At 53.4% G+C, this 20,112-nt stretch carries 17 protein-coding genes and 1 rRNA gene; 9 read left to right on the top strand and 9 right to left on the bottom strand.

Translation table 11 applies throughout. From position 1 onward, the window contains the following. The 8 genes from tnpA to rpmH all read right to left on the bottom strand — a co-directional run. On the bottom strand, positions 1–283 hold a 283-nt coding region (tnpA, locus tag ABD76_RS21330; protein ID WP_197256799.1), incomplete at its 3' end, for an IS200/IS605 family transposase. Between the two features lie 201 nt (positions 284–484). Beyond that, positions 485–1,207, bottom strand: a complete 723-nt coding sequence (gene rsmG / locus ABD76_RS21325) for a 16S rRNA (guanine(527)-N(7))-methyltransferase RsmG (RefSeq protein WP_197259118.1) — start codon at positions 1,205–1,207, stop codon at positions 485–487. A gap of 57 nt (positions 1,208–1,264) precedes the next feature. After that, positions 1,265–3,172, bottom strand: a complete 1,908-nt coding sequence (gene mnmG, locus ABD76_RS21320) for a tRNA uridine-5-carboxymethylaminomethyl(34) synthesis enzyme MnmG (RefSeq protein ID WP_197259117.1) — start codon at positions 3,170–3,172, stop codon at positions 1,265–1,267. 36 nt (positions 3,173–3,208) lie between these two features. After that, positions 3,209–4,585 (bottom strand): tRNA uridine-5-carboxymethylaminomethyl(34) synthesis GTPase MnmE, encoded by a 1,377-nt coding sequence (mnmE, locus tag ABD76_RS21315; protein WP_197259116.1) that lies wholly within the window; start codon positions 4,583–4,585, stop codon positions 3,209–3,211. A 166-nt stretch (positions 4,586–4,751) separates the two neighbouring features. Then, the gene (jag, locus tag ABD76_RS21310; protein ID WP_197259115.1) at positions 4,752–5,498 is read right to left on the bottom strand and encodes an RNA-binding cell elongation regulator Jag/EloR; all 747 of its coding nucleotides are present in this window, start codon (positions 5,496–5,498) and stop codon (positions 4,752–4,754) included. Further along, positions 5,495–6,268: a YidC/Oxa1 family membrane protein insertase gene (locus tag ABD76_RS21305; protein ID WP_197259114.1), complete on the bottom strand. Its 774-nt coding sequence runs from the start codon at positions 6,266–6,268 to the stop codon at positions 5,495–5,497. The genes jag and ABD76_RS21305 overlap by 4 nt, the downstream gene beginning before the upstream one ends. Before the next feature lie 94 nt (positions 6,269–6,362). Next, positions 6,363–6,704 (bottom strand): ribonuclease P protein component, encoded by a 342-nt coding sequence (gene rnpA / locus ABD76_RS21300; protein WP_197259113.1) that lies wholly within the window; start codon positions 6,702–6,704, stop codon positions 6,363–6,365. 340 nt (positions 6,705–7,044) lie between these two features. Further along, positions 7,045–7,179: a 50S ribosomal protein L34 gene (gene rpmH, locus ABD76_RS21295; RefSeq protein WP_006678660.1), complete on the bottom strand. Its 135-nt coding sequence runs from the start codon at positions 7,177–7,179 to the stop codon at positions 7,045–7,047. An 805-nt stretch (positions 7,180–7,984) separates the two neighbouring features. On the opposite strand from rpmH, the gene dnaA reads away from it, so the two are divergent. From dnaA to gyrB, 6 genes are all read left to right on the top strand, one after another. Further along, positions 7,985–9,340, top strand: coding sequence for a chromosomal replication initiator protein DnaA (dnaA, locus tag ABD76_RS21290; RefSeq protein WP_197259119.1), 1,356 nt, complete (start codon positions 7,985–7,987; stop codon positions 9,338–9,340). A 203-nt stretch (positions 9,341–9,543) separates the two neighbouring features. Further along, a complete protein-coding gene (gene dnaN / locus ABD76_RS21285; protein ID WP_197259112.1) occupies positions 9,544–10,686 on the top strand; it encodes a DNA polymerase III subunit beta in 1,143 nt (380 codons plus the stop codon). 57 nt (positions 10,687–10,743) lie between these two features. Beyond that, on the top strand, positions 10,744–10,968 hold the full coding sequence (gene yaaA / locus ABD76_RS21280; protein ID WP_168178503.1) for a S4 domain-containing protein YaaA: 225 nt from the start codon (positions 10,744–10,746) through the stop codon (positions 10,966–10,968). A 3-nt stretch (positions 10,969–10,971) separates the two neighbouring features. Then, the gene (gene recF, locus ABD76_RS21275; protein WP_197259111.1) at positions 10,972–12,084 is read left to right on the top strand and encodes a DNA replication/repair protein RecF; all 1,113 of its coding nucleotides are present in this window, start codon (positions 10,972–10,974) and stop codon (positions 12,082–12,084) included. A 13-nt stretch (positions 12,085–12,097) separates the two neighbouring features. After that, positions 12,098–12,343 carry an extracellular matrix regulator RemB gene (gene remB / locus ABD76_RS21270; protein WP_006678665.1) on the top strand — a complete coding sequence of 82 codons (246 nt, stop codon included), beginning with the start codon at positions 12,098–12,100 and terminating at the stop codon, positions 12,341–12,343. Between the two features lie 126 nt (positions 12,344–12,469). Then, positions 12,470–14,380 carry a DNA topoisomerase (ATP-hydrolyzing) subunit B gene (gene gyrB / locus ABD76_RS21265; protein WP_197259110.1) on the top strand — a complete coding sequence of 637 codons (1,911 nt, stop codon included), beginning with the start codon at positions 12,470–12,472 and terminating at the stop codon, positions 14,378–14,380. A 108-nt stretch (positions 14,381–14,488) separates the two neighbouring features. Here gyrB and ABD76_RS21260 read toward each other — a convergent pair whose 3' ends face one another. Next, entirely contained in the window at positions 14,489–15,268 is a 780-nt protein-coding gene (locus ABD76_RS21260) for a YheC/YheD family protein (protein ID WP_197259109.1), read from the bottom strand. Between the two features lie 373 nt (positions 15,269–15,641). Between ABD76_RS21260 and gyrA the strand changes: the two genes are divergently transcribed. From gyrA to ABD76_RS21245, 3 genes are all read left to right on the top strand, one after another. Further along, complete coding sequence (gene gyrA, locus ABD76_RS21255; RefSeq protein ID WP_197259108.1) at positions 15,642–18,179, top strand: DNA gyrase subunit A; 2,538 nt, start codon at positions 15,642–15,644, stop codon at positions 18,177–18,179. Positions 18,180–18,369: 190 nt separating this feature from the next. Beyond that, entirely contained in the window at positions 18,370–19,500 is a 1,131-nt protein-coding gene (locus ABD76_RS21250; RefSeq protein WP_197259107.1) for an HD-GYP domain-containing protein, read from the top strand. 394 nt (positions 19,501–19,894) lie between these two features. After that, a 16S ribosomal RNA gene (locus ABD76_RS21245) occupies positions 19,895–20,112 on the top strand; the annotation flags it as partial.

The raw sequence follows: 20,112 nt of genomic DNA, 5'->3' as shown, positions 1-20,112 counted from the left end.
CATGCTTCTCGAATATCATCAGTGAGCTTTTTCCCTTCAGATATCCCATGAATGATGATACTGAGATTTTTGGAGGAATCGCTACTAGCATATGTACATGATCTGGCATCATGTGACCTTCTAAGATCTCCACTCCCTTGTATTTACATAAACGCTTGAAGATTTCAATCAAGTCTTTTCTCACTTGATTATAAATCTCTTTCCGTCTATACTTCGGGGTGAACACAATGTGGTATTTGCACATCCACTTCGTGTGAGCTAGACTATAGTTCTTGTTTGCCATCTAAGACCATTCCTTTCATTGAGCCTGAACATCTCAATTTTATCGGGATGGTCTTGTTGGTCAAACCCTCGATCCCTCCACCCGCATAGCGGGTGGTTTTTTGTTTCGTGCGTTTCACGCACTCAACGGGCTAAAGCCCATAAGAAAAAGACTGTCGAGTCGACAGTCTGAGGAGCCGGCCCAAACACCGGCTCCTTTCCTTTATTGTATCGGCGCCTTCAACGGCATGCCCGTCTTGCGCGGGTATGCTTTTGGCGTCGGTCCTTTTTTGGCAATCAAAATAATATGGCGCTCCGATTGCTCCACCGGCAGGGTGAGCTTGTGATCCGCCAGGAAGGAACCTTGCAGCACCTGCAGGCTCTTCCCCGCCTCGGCGATCTCCTCGGCCGGATTCGTCCCCTTCATCGCGGCGAACAGGCCGCCCGTCTTCACGAACGGAAGGCAGAATTCGTTCAGCACATTGAGGCGGGCGACGGCGCGAGCCGTGACGAGATCGAACCGATCCCGGTATTGCGGCTTGCGCGCCATCTCCTCCGCCCGGCCATGAATGCATTCCACCCCGGTCAGGCCGAGTTCCTGCACCAGATGCTTCAAGAACTGAATCCGCTTGTTCAGCGAGTCCACAATCGTCAGTTGGACATGCGGGAACAGGATATGAAGCGGAATGCCCGGGAACCCTGCTCCCGAGCCGATATCGGCCATGGTGACGATATCCTCCATGGTGACATGGGCCGCCAGCAGCAGCGAATCATAGAAATGCTTCTCATATACTTTATCCCGCTCGGTAATCCCGGTCAGGTTCATCTTCTCGTTCCATTCCACTAAGATATGGAAGTATTGCTCGAACTGCTCCCGCTGCCGTTCCGTGAGCGTCCATCCGTGCCCGGCCAGCCAGCCGGCAAACTGTTCTTGTACGGCATCCATAAGCTTGAATCTCTCCGTCCCTCATATGAAATCCCGCCCGCGGCGAGCAGAGCAGGCCTAGCCGTTGCGGACTTCCTCCTGCTTCGCCGCCGTCACGCGGTTGTAATGCTCGATATAGACAAGCAGGATGGAAATATCCGCCGGCGTCACCCCGGAGATCCGGGACGCCTGACCGATAGAGATCGGCCGCACCTTTTCCAGGCGCTGCTTCGCCTCGGAAGCGATGCCCTGCACATCCTGATAGTCGATATCGGCCGGAATCAGCTTCTTCTCCATCTTCTGCAGCTTCTCCACATGCAGAAGCTGCTTCTCGATGTAGCCGGCATACTTAATCTGAATCTCGACCTGCTCCTTCATCTCGTCATCCAGGTCATACGGAGACGGGAACAGCTTCTCGACCTGAGCGTAGGCCACTTCAGGACGACGCAGCAGCGTAATCGCGTCGCAGCCGTTCACCAGCGGGGCCGATCCCGCTTCGGCGAGCATCGCCTGCACCGCTTCATCCGGCTTCACCTTCGTCTCGCGCAGCCGTTCCATTTCCCGCTCGACGAGCTCCATCTTCCGCTGGAACGCCGCATGGCGCTCTTCGCTAATCAAGCCGATCTCATAGCCGATAGGCGTCAGACGAATGTCCGCATTGTCATGCCGGAGCAGCAGACGGTATTCGGCCCGGGACGTCAGCAGACGATAAGGCTCCATCGTCCCCTTCGTCACGAGATCGTCAATCAAGACGCCGATATAGCCTTGCGAGCGATCCAGAATGACCGGCGGCTTCCCCTGAATCTTGCGCGCCGCATTAATTCCGGCCATAATGCCCTGCGCGGCCGCTTCTTCATACCCGGACGTTCCGTTGATCTGGCCGGCCGTGTACAGATTCTCGACCAGCTTCGTCTCCAACGTCGGCCAGAGCTGCGTCGGCACGACCGCATCGTATTCGATGGCATAACCGGTGCGCATCATTTCGGCTTTTTCCAACCCGGGAACCGATCGGATCATCTGCAATTGAACGTCCTCCGGCATGCTGGTCGACAGCCCTTGAACGTAATACTCCGCCGTATTTTTCCCCTCCGGCTCCAGGAAAATCTGATGCTTCGGCTTGTCGGCGAAGCGGACGATTTTATCCTCGATCGACGGACAATAACGCGGTCCGGTCCCCTCGATGACGCCGGAGAACATCGGCGCCCGGTGCAGGTTCTCGTTAATAATCCGGTGCGTCTCCTCCGACGTATAGGTCAGCCAGCACGGAAGCTGTTCATTATCCGACGATTTCGTCTCATAGGAGAAGAACTTCGGATGCTCATCCCCCGGCTGAATCTCCGTCTTCGAGAAATCGATGAACTGCTTATTGATGCGCGGCGGCGTGCCGGTCTTGAAGCGCACCATCTCGAAGCCCAGCTTGCGCAGGCTCTCCGACAGCTTGACCGATGGCTGCTGATTGTTCGGGCCGCTCTCGTACATCAACTCGCCGATAATAATTTTGCCGCGCAAATACGTCCCGGTCGTCAGCACGACCGCCTTCGCCGTATAGCGTGCGCCGGATTTCGTCTCGACGCCGACGCATTTGCCGTCCTCCACGAGCAGCTCCTCCACCATCCCCTGGCGAAGGGTTAGATTCGGCGTCGATTCCACCGTTTCCTTCATCGCCTGCTGGTACAGCACCTTATCCGCCTGCGCGCGCAGCGCGTGCACCGCCGGTCCTTTGCCTGTATTCAGCATGCGCATTTGAATGAAGGTTTTGTCGATATTGCGGCCCATCTCGCCGCCCAAGGCGTCGATCTCGCGTACGACATGGCCTTTGGCCGGCCCCCCAATCGACGGGTTGCACGGCATGAAGGCCACCATATCCAGATTAATCGTCAACAGCAGCGTATTGCAGCCCATCCGGGCCGTCGCCAACGCCGACTCGCAGCCGGCGTGTCCGGCGCCGATGACGATAACATCATAATGTCCTGCATCGAATGGCATCGTATCCCTCCTCTATTCCCATCTTCGTCCCGCCTTTTATTTGCCGAGGCAGAATTGAGAAAATATTTGATCAATCAGCGAATCGCCCACGGCATCGCCGATAATTTCACCTAACTGCTCCCAGGCCGACCGGACATCGATCTGAATCATATCGATCGGAATGCCCTGGCGGGAAGCGTCTATCGCGTCATCAAGCGCCTGGAGCGCCTTCTTCAGCAGCGCAATATGGCGCACGTTGCTCACATACGTCAAATCTCCGGCTTCGATGCCTCCGCTGAAGAACAGGGTCGAGATCGCCTGCTCCAAGGCGTCCACGCCCTCTTGCTCCTTAGCCGACATGCGGACAATGGCGTCTGCGCCGAACGTAGCTTCCAGTTCGCTTATATCGATATGTTGAGGCAGATCCATTTTATTCACAATCACAATGACTTGTCTACCCACAAATTCCTTCATCCATTCCCGCTCATCCTCATGCAGCGGCTCGTTGTTATTCACAACGAACAGGATCAGATCCGCCTCCAGCAGGGCGCTGCGGGAACGCTCGACGCCGAGGCGCTCGACGACATCCGTCGTCTCCCGGATACCGGCCGTGTCCAGCAAGCGAAGCGGAATGCCGTTAATGGTGACGAATTCCTCGATCACGTCGCGTGTCGTGCCCGGAATATCCGTGACAATCGCTTTGTTATCGCGGGCCAGCGTATTGAGCAGCGAGGACTTCCCTACATTCGGGCGCCCCACGATTGCCGTTACGATGCCCTCTCTTAATATTTTCCCCTCGGAGGCCGTCTTTAACAGCTGTTCAATCTCTTTTCTGACTTGGCCGCATTTCTCCTGGATGAACGCGCTCGTCAATTCTTCCACGTCATGCTCCGGATAATCGATATTCACCTCGATATGAGCCAGCGTCTCGATCAGCGTATGGCGCAGCGCATTGATTTTCTTCGACAGATGGCCCTGCACCTGCTTCATCGCCACGGAGAAAGCCCGATCCGACTTCGAGCGAATCAGGTCAATGACCGCCTCCGCCTGCGACAAATCAATGCGCCCGTTCAAGAACGCACGCTTCGTGAACTCCCCTGGCTCCGCCGGCCGAATCTCCTGCTCCAGCAGCAGATCCATAACCTTGCGAATCGAGATCATCCCTCCGTGCGTATTGATCTCGACCACATCCTCCGTCGTGAACGAGCGCGGCGCCCGCATCACGTTCACCAGCACCTCCTCGACCCGCTCCCCGGTCTTCGGATCGACGATATGGCCGTAATGAATCGTATGCGTCTTCGCCTCGGTCAGCTTCACCTTGGAGCGGAACAGCTTCTCCACTTCCTTGAGCGCGCCTTCCCCGCTCACCCGAATCACCGCGATTCCGCCCTCGCCCAGCGGCGTCGAGACGGCTGCAATCGTATCGTACATCATGAGAACTCCCTCCTGTCTTCGCACATGCTTCTATCCTGTACGTATACCGGACATTGAATTTTGTTAAAAAAAAGCAATGATTACCCCCGGCATAGGCGCAATCATTGCGTTCGTGCTTGAATTCCACGTCTATTAATAGTGAATATTCCAATAATACCATTGCGGCTTATTTCACGGAAATTACGATGCGCCGATTCGGCTCCTCGCCCTTGCTGTAGGTCTTCACTCTCGGATGATCCTGCAGCTTGGCATGAATGATCTTCCGCTCCTGCGGCGTCATCGGCTCCAGCACGACATCCTGGTGGTTGCGAACCGCCTTGTTCGCCAACCGGTCAGCCAGCGCTTCCAGCGTCTTCTTCCGTCGCTCGCGAAACTGCTCTGCATCAAGAATAATTCGAAGGTGGTGCTTAGAATAACGGTTAGCGACCAGACTCGTCAAATATTGCAGCGAGTCCAAGGTCTGGCCCCGGCGCCCGATGATGAGTCCGAGGTCAGGTCCGCTAATGTCGAACGTCACGGTATCCTTGCGCTTATGCACGGATACGTCCACTTCCAATCCCATCGCGCGGGCGGCGTCGATAATGAACCGCTTCGCCTCTTCGATTGGATCGGGGCCTTGTTCCGCGGCCTCTTCGGCTGCGGCTTCGGCGGCCGGCATCTCCGCCGCTTCCGCCGGCTCCGCTTTCGCTTCCGGCGCGGAAGGAGTCGTCTCCGGCGCCGGTACAGGCGCCTCCGGCTTCTCAAGCAGCGTAAGCTCCACGGTAGCCGGGCGCACCCCAATCAATCCGAACAATCCGCGCGAGGGCTTCTCCAATACGCGGACGGTGACGCGCTCCTCCGTCACCTTCCATTGTGCCAATCCGTTTTTTATTGCATCTTCGATAGTTTTTCCCGATACAATCAGCGTGTTCATTTCGCCGGACTGACCTCCTTATCATTGTTGCGATAAAGGAAAAAGTTCTGGACAATCGTGAACAGGTTGCTATATACCCAATACAGCGGCAGCGCCGCCGGGAAGTTGATCGACATGACAAAAATCAAGATTGGGAACACGTACAGCATGAACTGCATCGGGTTCGGCCCTTTTTGCTGTGCAGTCATCATCTTCGTCTGAATGAACGAGGTCAGAGCAGCGATGATCGGAAGCACGTAGTACGGGTCGGTTTGTCCCAATTTGAGCCATAAAAACGTATGCTCGCGAATTTCCGAGTTCAGATAAATCGAGTTGTACAGGGCGATAAATACCGGCATCTGAACAATCATCGGCAAGCAGCCGGCCAGTGGATTGACATTATGCTGCTGGAACAGCTTCATCGTCTCTTCTTGCTGCTTTTGCGGATTGTCGCCATACTTCTTCTTAATCTCGGCAAGCTTCGGCTGCAGCTTCTGCATCTCCTTCGAGCTGCGCATCTGCTTCACGGTAAGCGGTAAAATAAGAGACCGGACAATAATCGTAAGCAGCAAAATGGCAAGGCCGTATTCTCCTTGGAACCATCCTGCAAACGTATCCAGAGCTAACGAGAAATAATAAACGACGTTGCGCTCCCAGAAGTTACCTTGCAGCAGGTCCTCTGTCTTCAATGTCGTGGTCGATGTCGTACATCCGGTCAGCACGACCAGCAACAGTACGGATACCGCCACGAAGAGCCATTTACGATTATGCAACAACTTCTTCAGCGACAATAGCAAAAACTCCTCTCTTGAACCATCCGATTCCAAAGTAAATATATCATATTTCAAACGCTAAAGGAAACGGTTCAAGCCGCTCTATTCTTGCCTATTGCTTGAACACGGATCCCTTGCGCATCACATGCTGCACGCTCTTCGTCAATTGATCGTAATTCATCTCTGTCGCGCTTTTGCGGACGATGAAAATCAAATCGACATGATCGATAATCCGATCGGCCTCCCGCCTCACAATCTCCTTAATCATTCTCCTCATGCGATTGCGCATGACCGCATTGCCGATCTTCTTGCTGGCGGAGACGCCTACGCGGAACCGCTCCACCTGCGGACGATGGAAAACGTATAAGACCAGCTGATGATTGGCGAAGGAACGGCCGTATCGGTATACCCGGGAAAAATCGGATCGGTCCCGCAACCGGTACTTTTTCTGCACGTGCTTACTCCTGCCCTTCTTACGAAGCCTGCATGAATCTCTGCCGGCATTCCATTAACCAAGTATGTGCTTCCGCCAGGCGGAATAAACGCGCCCCGGCCGCAGCCGGGAGCGGCATAGGAATCGGAAGCAAGCAAAAACGGCCATGATGCCCCCTTGCCGCCAGCCGGCCGTATCTGTCAGGACATTCATGGCTTTTTCTATACTGCTTGCAGACCGCCATCCTTCTTGACCCTCATATCGGATTGAACAGACTCTCTATTATAAATAGATGCGATTGAATCGCAGGGGTCCCCTTTAAGAAAAAAAGACCACCGTGGTGGTCTTGCATTCACGCGTCTTATGCGCTCAGTACTTTTCTGCCTTTTTGACGACGAGCAGCAATAACCTTACGGCCGTTTTTCGTGCTCATTCTTTTACGGAAACCGTGAACTTTTTTGCGTTTGCTCACATTTGGCTTAAATGTTGGTTTCAACGTAGCGCACCTCCTCGAATGAGATATGTCATGGGAGTCCCATTGATTGCGTCAGTTCACACTTTCGCACAAAATTCCTTTTTACATTTAAACAGAATACCACTTAAAAGTCAATGATAACGTTGGGCCCCCTCCTTCCTCCTTCCTCTTTCTTCTGTTTCATAATAGGAACTCTGCCCCCGTAACTTATCCGCAGCCCCGATCCTCGCTTCCGCCGCCACGAAGTTATTCACATGTGCAAAACGGTTAAGAAATCGACAGATTTCCATGACGACTTGTGCACAACTATTTATGCACAATGTCCGCTCTTGTCGAATGGCAAACAAGTTATAAACAATATCTAGTGGTGTATATAATTTTTGTACACAAGTTATTGAATTTGTGGATAATTATCGCGGTATCATTGAAAAACAAGGCTTCTTCTGCTATGATTATATTGCTTTTCGGTTGTGAATAACCGTTGTGGATATTTATTTATCAACAACCTGTGGATAAAGTTGTGAACAACTCGAATATAACGTTTATATACGGTTCGACATATTCTTGATATTGTGGATAATATATTATTCGAATCGCTATATCCCGACATCATGCCCGTTCGCTTCGCCGCAGCGCGCAAGCCGAACGCCGTCATAACATGTCAGCATAGACCCCGACAATGCGCCCTTCTTTCATAAGGGCTTTCTGTGCCTTGGAGAGCCCTTATCGCGTCTTGTCGGGGCCCTTGTCCTTTTCATGGAACGGCGAAGAGCGCCGGTTATCGCGTCAATGACGACGCAGAAGGTTTGAAGGAGTGAAACGATCTGTGGAGCGCCAAGCGAATGAACATTGGCAGGAAATATTGTCCGTCATCCAGACCAAGCTTAGCAAACCAAGCTTCGATACCTGGTTCAAAGCCACTCAAGCGGTCAAGTTTACGGACACGCAGCTACTGATTACCGCACCGACCACATTTGCGGTGGAATGGCTAGAAAGCCGCTATACGAAGCTGGTTAGCTCAACTATCTTAGAAATTACGGGCAATCAGGTGGACGTCAAGTTCATCATCGAAGAGGCGGCCCATGCGGAACCGGACATTCCGCAGCCACAGAGTCCTCCGGCCCGCCCTGCCGTTCAGGATGAGCCGGCTTCGACCATGCTCAACCCCAAATATACGTTCGATACGTTCGTCATCGGCTCGAACAACCGCTTCGCCCATGCCGCTTCGCTCGCGGTGGCGGAAGCGCCGGCCAAAGCATACAACCCGTTGTTCCTGTACGGGGGCGTCGGTCTGGGCAAGACCCACTTGATGCATGCGATCGGCCACTACATTTTGGAGCATAATCCGGCGAGCCGCGTCGTATACACCACTTCCGAGAAGTTCACCAATGAATTCATCAATGCGATCCGGGATAACCGGGGGGAGAGCTTCCGCAATAAATACCGGAATGTCGACATTTTGCTCGTCGACGACATTCAATTTCTCGCCGGCAAGGAATCGACGCAGGAGGAATTTTTCCATACCTTCAATGCGCTTCATAACGAAAATAAACAGATCGTCATCTCAAGCGATCGCCCGCCCAAAGAGATTGAAACGCTGGAGGAGCGGCTTCGTTCCCGGTTCGAATGGGGCTTGATCACCGATATTCAGCCCCCTGATTTGGAGACGAGAATCGCGATCCTGCGCAAAAAGGCGAAGGCGGAGAACCTTGATATCCCGAATGAAGCGATGGGATATATCGCGAATCAGATCAACACGAACATTCGTGAGCTGGAAGGGGCGCTGACCCGGGTCGTCGCGTTCTCGACGATGACGAACCAGGATATCACGACCCATCTGGCGGCGGAAGCGCTGAAGGATATTATCCCGTCCAGCCGTCCGCGCATGATTACGATACAGGACATCCAGCAGAAGGTAGGGGAGTTCTACGGGCTGAAGATGGAGGATTTCAAGGCGCGGAAGCGGACGAAGGCCGTCGCGTTCCCGCGGCAGATCGCCATGTATCTCTCCCGCGAGCTGACCGATTACTCCTTGCCCAAAATAGGGGAAGCCTTCGGCGGCCGGGACCATACGACCGTCATTCATGCGCACGAAAAAATTACCCAAAACATACAGCAAGATCAGGAATTATACAAAGTCATTCAGAACCTAATCGACAAAATCAAAAATCCGACGCTGTGAACAACATAAAAAGCCTATGCACAATCTATACACATGTGGATAGGCTTTACTTTATGCGTATTCCGGATAGTTATCCACATATTCAGCGCGCCTACTATTACTATTACTTTTTAAAAGATTAATATAGATCATCATATAACAACGTAAGCGAATTCCGCTGCTCATGAATTGCAATGCGACAATAGGCGTTAAGGAGTGACGACATGAAAATTTCCATACTGAAAAATGAACTGAACGAAGCGATACAAAATGTATCAAAAGCGATTTCCAGCCGGACGACAATTCCGATTCTGACCGGGATTAAGATGGACGTGACATACCAAGGTATGACCTTGACGGCCAGCGATACCGACATTTCGATTCAGTGCTTCATTCCGGTGGAGGATGAGCGCCAGACGATTGTCCAGGTGGACAAGCCGGGCAGTGTCGTGCTGCCGGCCAAGTTTTTTGTCGAGATTATCAAGAAGCTGCCGTCCCAAGACATCGAAATCGAAGTCAAAGATCATTTCCAGACCTTCCTCCGTTCCGGTTCAACCGACATTCAAATGGTTGGCCTGGATCCGGAAGAGTATCCGGTGCTGCCAAGCATCGAGGAGAATCAGGTTATTCGCGTGAACGGTGATCTGCTGAAGACGATGATCAAGCAGACGGTCTTTGCCATTTCCACCAACGAGACGACGCCGATCCTGACTGGCGTGCTGTGGAATTTGCAGGAAGGGAACCTCAAGTTCGTCGCGACGGACCGCCACCGGCTGGCCAGCCGCATCGCCGATATTCAAGCCGAAGAGGATATCCGCTTCAACAATGTCGCCATTTCCGGCAAGACACTCAATGAATTGAGCAAAATCATTCCGGATCAAAACACCATTGTCGACATCGTCGTGGCCGACAACCAGGTCTTGTTCAAGATCGACCGCGTTCTGTTTTATTCGCGTATTTTGGACGGCACTTATCCGGATACTTCCAAGATTATTCCGCAGCAGTATAAAACAGAACTTGTTTTGGATACAAAAAAATTGACGGATGCGATCGACCGGGCGTATTTGCTGTCCCGCGAGGAGAAGACGAACATTGTCCGTCTGCAGACCAAGGAAGACGGCACGATCGAGATTTCCTCGAGCTCTTCGGAGCTGGGACGGGTCACCGAGCAGCTGGATGTCAAGGAATTCAACGGGGAACCGCTGCGCATCGCGTTCAACTCCAAATATATGCTCGACGTGCTGAAGGTCGTGGAATGCGAGCATATTTTCATCGGATTTACGGGCGCCATGAGTCCGATTATTATTAAACCAACGGAGAAGGTGAACAGCCTTCATCTCATCCTGCCATACCGGACGACCAGCTAACCGGAGACACCGGCAGGGGAGCGCAGCCGCAGGGAGGCTGCCAAGGAGGATACGATCATGAACGAGATTACGATTCATACGGAATATATTACGCTCGGGCAATTCCTGAAGCTGGCGGACTGCGCTTCGACCGGGGGACATGCCAAGGTGCTCCTGGCCGAGAATCAGGTCAAGGTCAATGGAGAGCCGGAATCCCGCCGGGGACGGAAGTTGTATGCGGGGGATACCGTGAACGTGGAAGGCTGCGGCGCTTTCCGCGTCGCTGCCGCGCAGGAGGCATAGCCGGTGTTCGTCAAATCCGTGGCGCTGAAGCAGTACCGCAATTATGAGGGCTTGGAGCTGGATACGAACAACCGGGTCAACATCTTCGTCGGCAATAATGCGCAGGGCAAGACCAATTTGCTGGAAGCCATTTTTGTGCTTGCCCTGACCAAGTCCCATCGCACCTCGAAGGACAAGGAACTGATCGGCTGGGAAGCGGATCTGGCCTCGCTCAAGGCGCTCGTGGAGCGGAAGTATGGCCAGGTTCAGCTCGATCTGAGCATTTCCAAGCAGGGGAAGAAGGCGAAGCTGAACGGGCTGGAGCAGAAAAAGCTGAGCGGCTTCATCGGGGCGCTCAATGTCGTGATGTTCGCGCCGGAGGATTTGGAGATCGTCAAGGGCTCTCCAGGGATTCGCCGGCGCTTCCTTGATATGGAGATCGGCCAGGTTCAGCCGAGCTATTTGTACCATTTGCAGCAGTATCAGAAGGTCCTCATTCAGCGCAATAATTTGTTGAAGCAGATGTGGGCCAAGCCCGGCGCACAGCCGGATGCGATGCTCGAGATTTTTAACGAGCAGCTTGCGGTTAATGGTGTTAAAGTTGTAAGGAAAAGGAAACAATATTTACTAAAGCTACAAGGTTGGGCCGAGCAGATTCATGCAGGCATCACCAACGGGCAGGAAGCGCTTCAGATTGAGTACGTGCCTTCCTTCGCGGCGGCGGAAGAAGATGACGCTGTTTTATTTGAACAATTTATGTTAAAGTTAACACAAATGAAAGACCAGGAGGTGCGGCGCGGCATAACGCTTGTCGGGCCGCATCGGGACGATCTCGCCTTTTTCATTAACGGCAAAGAAGTGCAAACGTACGGCTCGCAAGGTCAGCAGCGAACAACGGCCTTGTCCTTGAAGCTGGCCGAGATTGAGCTGATGCATGAAGAAATCGGTGAATATCCCGTGCTGCTGCTGGACGATGTGTTGTCCGAGCTCGATTCGCACCGCCAGACGCAGCTCATTGAAACCTTTCAGAGCAAGGTTCAGACGTTCATCACGACGACGGGCATCGAGGGCATCAACATTGGCCGGCTTCAGGATGCAAATATGTTCCACGTGGAAAATGGGCAAGTCATGCGTTAAGGGGGAAGTCCGATTGTATATTCACCTGGGTGGAGAAAAGGTCATTCGTTCCTCGGAACTGGTCGCGATTTTCGATGTCTCCATTGAGAAATCATCGAAGCTGTCCAAGCAGTTCGTGGCGAATGCCCACAAGGTCAAAAATGTGGAGGCGATAGGCGAGGAGGAAGCCAAATCGATCGTCGTCACGAAAGGAAAAGTTTACTTTTCGCCCATTTCATCTACTACGCTGAAGAAGCGGGCGCGTCATTACAACGAGTAAGCATACGACACTTTCGCTTGCCGGACCGGTCTGGCGCCGCAGAGCGCCGGAAATGCCTGCAAGCCGCATCGTACGTATAGCGGATGAACCAGCGGCGGAACTGAAAAATAAGAAGTAGGTGAGGGCATGTCATTGAATCAAAACACTTATGATGAGAGCCAGATTCAGGTCTTGGAAGGCCTGGAAGCGGTTCGTAAGCGGCCAGGGATGTATATTGGTTCCACTAGCGTCAGAGGGCTTCATCATTTGGTATGGGAAGTGGTCGACAACAGTATTGACGAGGCGTTGGCCGGTTACTGTACGAAGATTCAAGTGATCGTGCATGAAGACAACAGTATCACGGTCATTGATAACGGGCGCGGTATACCGGTCGGTATCGAGCAGAAAATGCAGCGTCCGGCCGTAGAGGTCGTCATGACGGTGCTTCACGCCGGCGGGAAGTTCGGCGGTGAGGGTTACAAAGTGTCCGGAGGTCTGCACGGCGTAGGGGTGTCCGTCGTCAACGCATTGTCAGAGAGCCTTATCGTTACGGTCAAGCGGGACGGCCATATCCATCAGCAGGAATATCGTCGCGGCGTGCCGCAGTATGATCTGAAAGTGCTCGGGGATACCGACGAGACAGGCACGACGATTCGCTTCAAGCCGGATCCCGAAATCTTCACGGACACGCTCGTCTATGAACATGAAACGCTGGTCTCCCGTATCCGCGAGCTGGCGTTCCTGAATAAAGGCATCGAAATGGTGCTCACGGACGAGCGGAACAACCAGACGGAGACGTTCAAATACGACGGAGGGATTATCGAATTCGTCGAATATTTGAACCGCAACCGGGAAAAAATGCATGAGCCGCCGATCTATGTTGAGGGGCAGAAGGATTATATTACATGCGAAATTGCCCTTCAGTATAACGACAGCTATACGGAAAATATTTATTCGTTCGCCAATAATATTCATACGCATGAAGGCGGGACCCATGAGTCCGGATTCAAGAGCGCATTGACGCGGATCATTAACGAATATGCGCGCAAAATGAACCTGATGAAGGATAATGTGTCCAACTTGAGTGGGGATGATGTGCGCGAAGGCTTGACGGCGATCGTGTCGGTCAAAATTCCGGAACCGCAATTCGAAGGCCAGACGAAGACGAAGCTGGGGAACAGCGAAGTGCGCAGCATCGTCGAGTCCTTGTTCGCCGAGCGGCTGATGGAATTTATGGACGAGAACCCCGCCATCTCGCGGAAGGTCGTCGAGAAGGGATTGCAGGCGGCACGCGCGCGGGAAGCCGCACGCCGCGCCCGGGAATTGACCCGCCGGAAGAGCGCGCTTGAGGTCAGCTCGCTGCCGGGCAAGCTGGCGGACTGCTCCTCCAAGGATGCCTCTCAGAGCGAGCTGTTCATCGTCGAGGGGGATTCCGCGGGCGGTTCGGCCAAGCAGGGCCGGGATCGTCACTTCCAGGCCATTCTTCCGCTCAGGGGGAAAATCTTGAACGTCGAGAAGTCCCGTCTGGACAAAATCTTGTCGAATGCCGAGATCCGGGCGATCATTACGGCCCTCGGCACCGGGATCGGCGAGGACTTCGATCTGGAGAAGGCCCGATATCACAAAATCATTATTATGACGGATGCCGACGTTGACGGGGCGCATATCCGGACGCTGCTCTTGACGTTCTTCTACCGCTACATGCGGAAGCTGATTGAAGCGGGTTACGTCTATATTGCGCAGCCGCCGCTCTTCAAGATCGAGCGGAACAAGGTCGTTCGCTATGCGGACAGCGAGAAAATGAGAGACGAGATTATTGCCGAATTCGGCGAGGGCGCCAAGGTCAACGTGCAGCGCTACAAAGGTCTCGGCGAGATGAATGCCGAACAGCTATGGGAGACGACGATGGATCCCGAGAGCCGCTCCTTGCTTCAAGTATCCTTCGAGGATGCGAAGATGGCGGACGAAGTGTTCGACACCTTGATGGGCGATAATGTGGAGCCGCGCCGCGATTTCATTCAGCGCCACGCCAAATTTGTCAAAAATCTTGATTATTAAGCTGCAGCATGCAATCCCCGGTCCTGACAGGGACCGGGGATTTTTTGCGCTGCAAGCGCTGGGGCAGTGTGAGAAGGCCCTCTGTCTGCCTGCCATGTGCGGGAATGGTTAGGAGGAACGTCTGCGGTTGCGCAGGCGTCCGCGCAGGCGGCCGTAGGCGATGCCATATTTGCGGATGAGGCGGTAATCGCACTGGCTGAACTTCATGTTCCGGAACGCGGTGATATCCGGCTTCGTGTTGACCTCGAATATCCACGGATGACGGTCTTCGTCCAGTCCGACATCCAACCCGATTTCCTTCAGGCCGGGAAAATTTTTTTCCAGTTCCACTGCGGTCGCTACCCCCAGCTGCTTCAGCAGGGCAATCAGGCGAACCCGTTCTTCCTCCGTCATGTTGCCTTTGAGGAGCGTATTAATATCAGCCAGCTTCCCTCCGCTATTGAAGTTGGTGACGACAATACTGGAGCCGGCGACCTTGCCGAAGACGGCCGTGGTTACCCAGCGTCCTTTCGGGCTCATTTGCGTCAGAACGCGAATGTCGAAATTTTTGCCTTCATAGGTAAGAAGATGAATTCCCTTCTGAATCAAATAGGGCTTGGATCCGATTCGACTGACGAGCGCGCGATGCAAGTCTTCGAATGTCGGGTAGCGGAATAACTGCGTGCCCGCCATCAAATGATATTCCCCTTCTTCCCGGACCACCTTCATGACACCATGACCATGGGTTCCCCGGTTCGGCTTGACGTAGACCATGGCATGCGCCTCAAGCATGCTCTCCAGATGGTTCTCCTTGAAGGGATGCGTTTCTGGAATGAACTCATTGAGCTCGGCGGAGCGCTGCAAGGCCAGCGTCTTTTTCAGCTTACTGGCAACACGTCGTATGGCCATTCAACCATCCTTTCCGATGAACCTGAGTGCGTCATCTTTTCTAGTAGTGAAGTATGGTATAATAAAGGATATGTCGTCATAGGCCGATTGGAAAAGAACAAAAGCCCATTTTGCAAAAGGAATCGTTCGGTTTTTGGTGTGATTTGGCGTAACGTTTAATTGTACATCTTTTGTGAAAGTAATATAATGAAAATAGCGTAGATATGGACTTGGTGAATAATAGGCAGCTCACTAGGGAAGCTGCTCTTATTCATGCAGGGAAACGGTTCGATCCCGATCAGGGCAATGGAGCCGTTTTCGCTTGATAAGCAAACTCATTGCTTTTTGCCATACATTGTGGACGCTGTGAACAAGAATGATGAGGAGGTCCAGCATGGCGGAAGAAAAACAATCGCAAGTTAAAGATCGCGACATCGGCATGGAGATGCGGGAATCTTTTCTCGATTACGCGATGAGCATCATTGTCAGCCGTGCGCTGCCGGATGTGCGCGACGGGATGAAGCCGGTCCATCGCCGGATATTGTATGCGATGTCCGAACTCGGCATGTCGCCGGACAAGCCATATAAGAAGTCGGCAAGAATTGTCGGGGAAGTCATCGGTAAGTATCACCCTCACGGTGATTCGGCGGTCTATGAGACGATGGTGCGCATGGCGCAGGACTTCTCTCTGCGTTATATGCTGGTCGACGGTCACGGGAACTTCGGTTCGATAGATGGGGACTTTGCGGCAGCGATGCGGTATACCGAAGCGCGTCTGTCCAAGATCGCGATGGAGCTGCTGCGTGACATTAATAAAGATACAGTAGATTTCGCTCCGAACTATGACGGGGAAGAGACGGAGCCGGTCGTGCTTCCGGCGCGATTCCCGAACCTGCTTGTCAATGGGGTATCGGGGATTGCGGTCGGGATGGCGACGAACATTCCGCCGCATAATTTGACCGAGGTCATTGACGGCATTCAGGCGCTTATCCGCAACCCGGAGATTACGCCGCTTGAACTGATGGATTATATCAAGGGGCCGGACTTCCCGACGGCCGGTCTGATTCTCGGCCGCGAAGGGATTCGTCAAGCCTATATGACCGGGCGCGGTTCGGTTACGATGCGGGCGAAGGCAACAATAGAAGAGCATAACGGCAAAGCCCGGATTCTCGTTCATGAGCTGCCTTATCAGGTCAATAAGGCGAAGCTGGTCGAGAAGATTGCCGAGTTGGTCCGCGAGAAGCGCGTCGAAGGCATTACGGATCTGCGCGACGAATCGGATCGGAACGGCATGCGGATCGTGATCGAGCTGCGCCGGGATGTCAATCCGAGCGTCGTGCTGAACAATCTGTACAAGCATACCGCCCTGCAGACGAACTTCGGCGTCAATATGCTGGCGCTCGTCAATCAGGAGCCGCGCGTATTGAACCTGCGCGATATGCTCTACTATTACCTGGAGCACCAGATCGAAGTTATTCGCCGCCGGACCGAGTTCGATCTGAAGAAGGCGGAAGCCCGCGCTCATATTCTGGAAGGGTTGCGCGTGGCGCTTGATCACCTCGATGAAGTGATCGCGCTCATTCGCGGTTCTCGAACAGCCGATATCGCGCGCGAAGGCTTGATCAACCGCTTCCAGCTCTCCGTCGAGCAGGCTCAGGCGATTCTCGATATGCGCCTGCAGCGCCTGACCGGCTTGGAGCGGGAGAAGATCGAGGAAGAATACGCCGAGCTGATGAAGAAGATCGCTGAGTTTAAGGAAATTTTGGCTAGCGAACAGCTGGTGTTGAATATTATTAACGACGAATTGGAAGAAGTAAAACAAAAATTTGGCGACGAGCGCCGCACGGAGATTACGATCGGCGAAGACAGCATCCTCGACGAGGATCTGATCCCGCAAGAGGATGTTATCATCACGATTACGCACAGCGGCTACATCAAGCGCCTGCCGGTTACGACATACCGCAGCCAGAAGCGCGGCGGACGGGGCGTGGTCGGAATGGATACGAAGGATAACGACTTCGTGGAGCATCTGTTCGTCACCAATTCGCACCATTACCTGATGTTCTTCACCGACAAAGGCAAGGTGTACCGCATCAAGGCGTATGAGGTTCCTGACTTGAGCCGCACTTCGCGTGGAACGCCGATTATCAACCTGATTCAGATCGAGCAGGGCGAATCGGTCAACGCCGTCATTCCGGTCAAGGAATTCGAATCGGACAAGTTTCTATTCTTCGCCACCCGCCACGGTATCGTGAAGAAGACGCCGCTGGACGATTACATTAATATCCGCAAGGGCGGGCTCATTGCGATCAACCTCAGAGAAGACGATGATCTTATCGGGGTTCGTCTCACGGACGGCCAGCAGGAGATTATTATGGGGACATCGAACGGGATGTCGATCCGCTTCCCGGAAAAAGATGTCCGTTCTATGGGACGCTCCGCTACCGGCGTCAAAGGGATTACGCTCGATGATGACGACTTCGTCATCGATATGGACGTCGTCAGCGAGGACAATGATGTCCTTATCGTCTCCTCCAAAGGCTACGGCAAGCGGACGCCAATGAGCGAATACCGTATCCAGAGCCGTGGAGGCAAAGGAATCAAGACGATCAACGTGACGGAGAAAAACGGCCCTGTCGTCGGCTTGAAGGTGGTCCAGCCGGAAGAGGATCTGATGATTATCACCTCGCTCGGCACCATTATCCGGATGAGCATGGAAGGCATCTCGCAGATGGGACGCTATGCGCAAGGGGTCAAGCTCATTAATATCCGGGAGGATGACAGCGTGGCAACCGTCAGCCGTTGCGACAAGAATGAAGAACAGGATGAGATGGCAGACAATAACGATGCACCGGCGGGCCAGGAGAACGAGCCTAACGCAGATTCTGCCGCAGCCGACACAACCGGCGGTGCAGACAATCCTTCATCCTAATTTGACACGAAGGGGCGTATATCTACAAGATGCGCCCCTTCAACTGTATCAGACGGTTATCACATCACGGCAATGCTTCCTGATGCAGTCATTATAATGAACCTCTCCCCCGCGGCCGGACCAGAGCGATTCGGCTGCGGCAGAGGTTTTCTTCTTATTTTACGAAGGATCAGGAGCGTGGAGTGGACAGATGGTGTTAATTCCAGTATCGCAAGCCAAGCCGGGGGATCGGCTTGACCAAGATGTGCGGACGATGCTCGGCGGTGTATTGATGTATAAAGGCCGGACGCTTAGCGTTCAGGATATGGAAGTGCTGAAGGCGTTTATGGTGAAGATGGTCGACATCGAAGGAGAAGCGGAGCCGGAATTTGCCGAAGGGGCATCCGGCAAGTCCGAGCCGGTCCCGGCCAAAGACAGGTCCGGGGATGCGGACGCTGAAGACAGAGAGGGGAGCGGGACGGACGCGACGGCAGGATTTGTGGAATTATGGATGCAGATGGCTCAATTATTGAAAAATGTATTCCGCACCGCGAGCATGTCGAAGCTTCCGATCCTGGAACTGCGTCAGCAGATGGAATGGCTGTTGGCTCATGCGGATCATTATTCGCCGCTCTACCTTCATCCCGATATCAAGGAGCTGATTGCCGGCGAGGAAGCCGACTACCTGTATCACAAATCCGTCGCGGTCGCGCTGACTTCGCATCTGCTAGGCCAATGGAGCGGGCAGCCGGCCAAGGAAGGCATGCAAATTGCGCTTGCCGGCTTGCTGCATGATATCGGCAAGACGCGGGTGGATGAAGATATCGTCAACAAGCAGGGTTCGCTGACGGACAGCGAACGGGCCGAAATGAACCGGCATGCCCATTATGCCTACGATATTTTGCGCCATACGCCAGGCTTGAACGAAGGAGTGAAGCTCGGTGTCCTCCAGCATCACGAACGGATGGACGGAAGCGGGTATCCGTTGGGGGTGTCGGGAGAGAAGATTCATCCTTACGCCAAAATCGTCGCCGTCGCGGATATGTTCCATGCGATGACGCTGAATCGGGGCTACAAGCGCGCCGCTTCTCCCTATCTCGTGCTGGAGCAGTTGAAGGAAGAATCGTTCGGCAAGCTGGACCCGCAGCTCGTGTCGACGTTCATTCAAAAGGTAACGCACTTTCAGCAGGGCAGCGCTGTGCAATTGAACGACGGAAGGGTAGGCAAGATTGTATTCACCGAGGAACGGCACCCTACACGCCCGTGGGTGTCGATCGATGGCCAGATCGTGCATCTGTCGGAACAGCCTCATCTGTGGATTGAGAAAGTATTGAACGGTTGATTGATTTCATCATCCTATAGTTTCTATAGTTATGGTTCAGATAGAGTCTCTTCCGGGGAAGGGGCTCTATTCTTGTGTTGCTCGCCGATTATGATCAAGCGTAATGGTTAAGCCGAGCACGGCAGTGCGGGGTGCGCCAATCAGTGGGGGGCCCAATCGCCTGAATAAGGCGCCGCAAAGCGGGGGATGATATGGCTTTAAAAAATCTTTAAATAAATTTTAAAAAACACTTGCGTTCGGATTCTAGCCGTGTTATATTATATAAGTCGCCGCTGAGAGATGCGGCACGGTAAGAAAGAAACAAGATTGTTCTTTGAAAACTGAACAACGAGTGATGTTTGTGCAAGAGGTCAAATGACCTCGTCAGCAATACATGAGCAAGTCGAACTTAACTTTTATGGAGAGTTTGATCCTGGCTCAGGACGAACGCTGGCGGCGTGCCTAATACATGCAAGTCGAGCGGAGCGGATGGAGTGCTTGCACTCCTGATGCTTAGCGGCGGACGGGTGAGTAATACGTAGGTAACCTGCCCTTAAGACCGGGATAACTCACGGAAACGTGGGCTAATACCGGATAGGCGATTTCCTCGCATGAGGGAGTCGGGAAAGGCGG

It is taken from the genome of Paenibacillus dendritiformis (assembly GCF_015845845.1).
GTDB classification, from domain to species: domain Bacteria; phylum Bacillota; class Bacilli; order Paenibacillales; family Paenibacillaceae; genus Paenibacillus_B; species Paenibacillus_B dendritiformis_C.
This window is presented reverse-complemented; position numbering and strand designations above follow the sequence as displayed.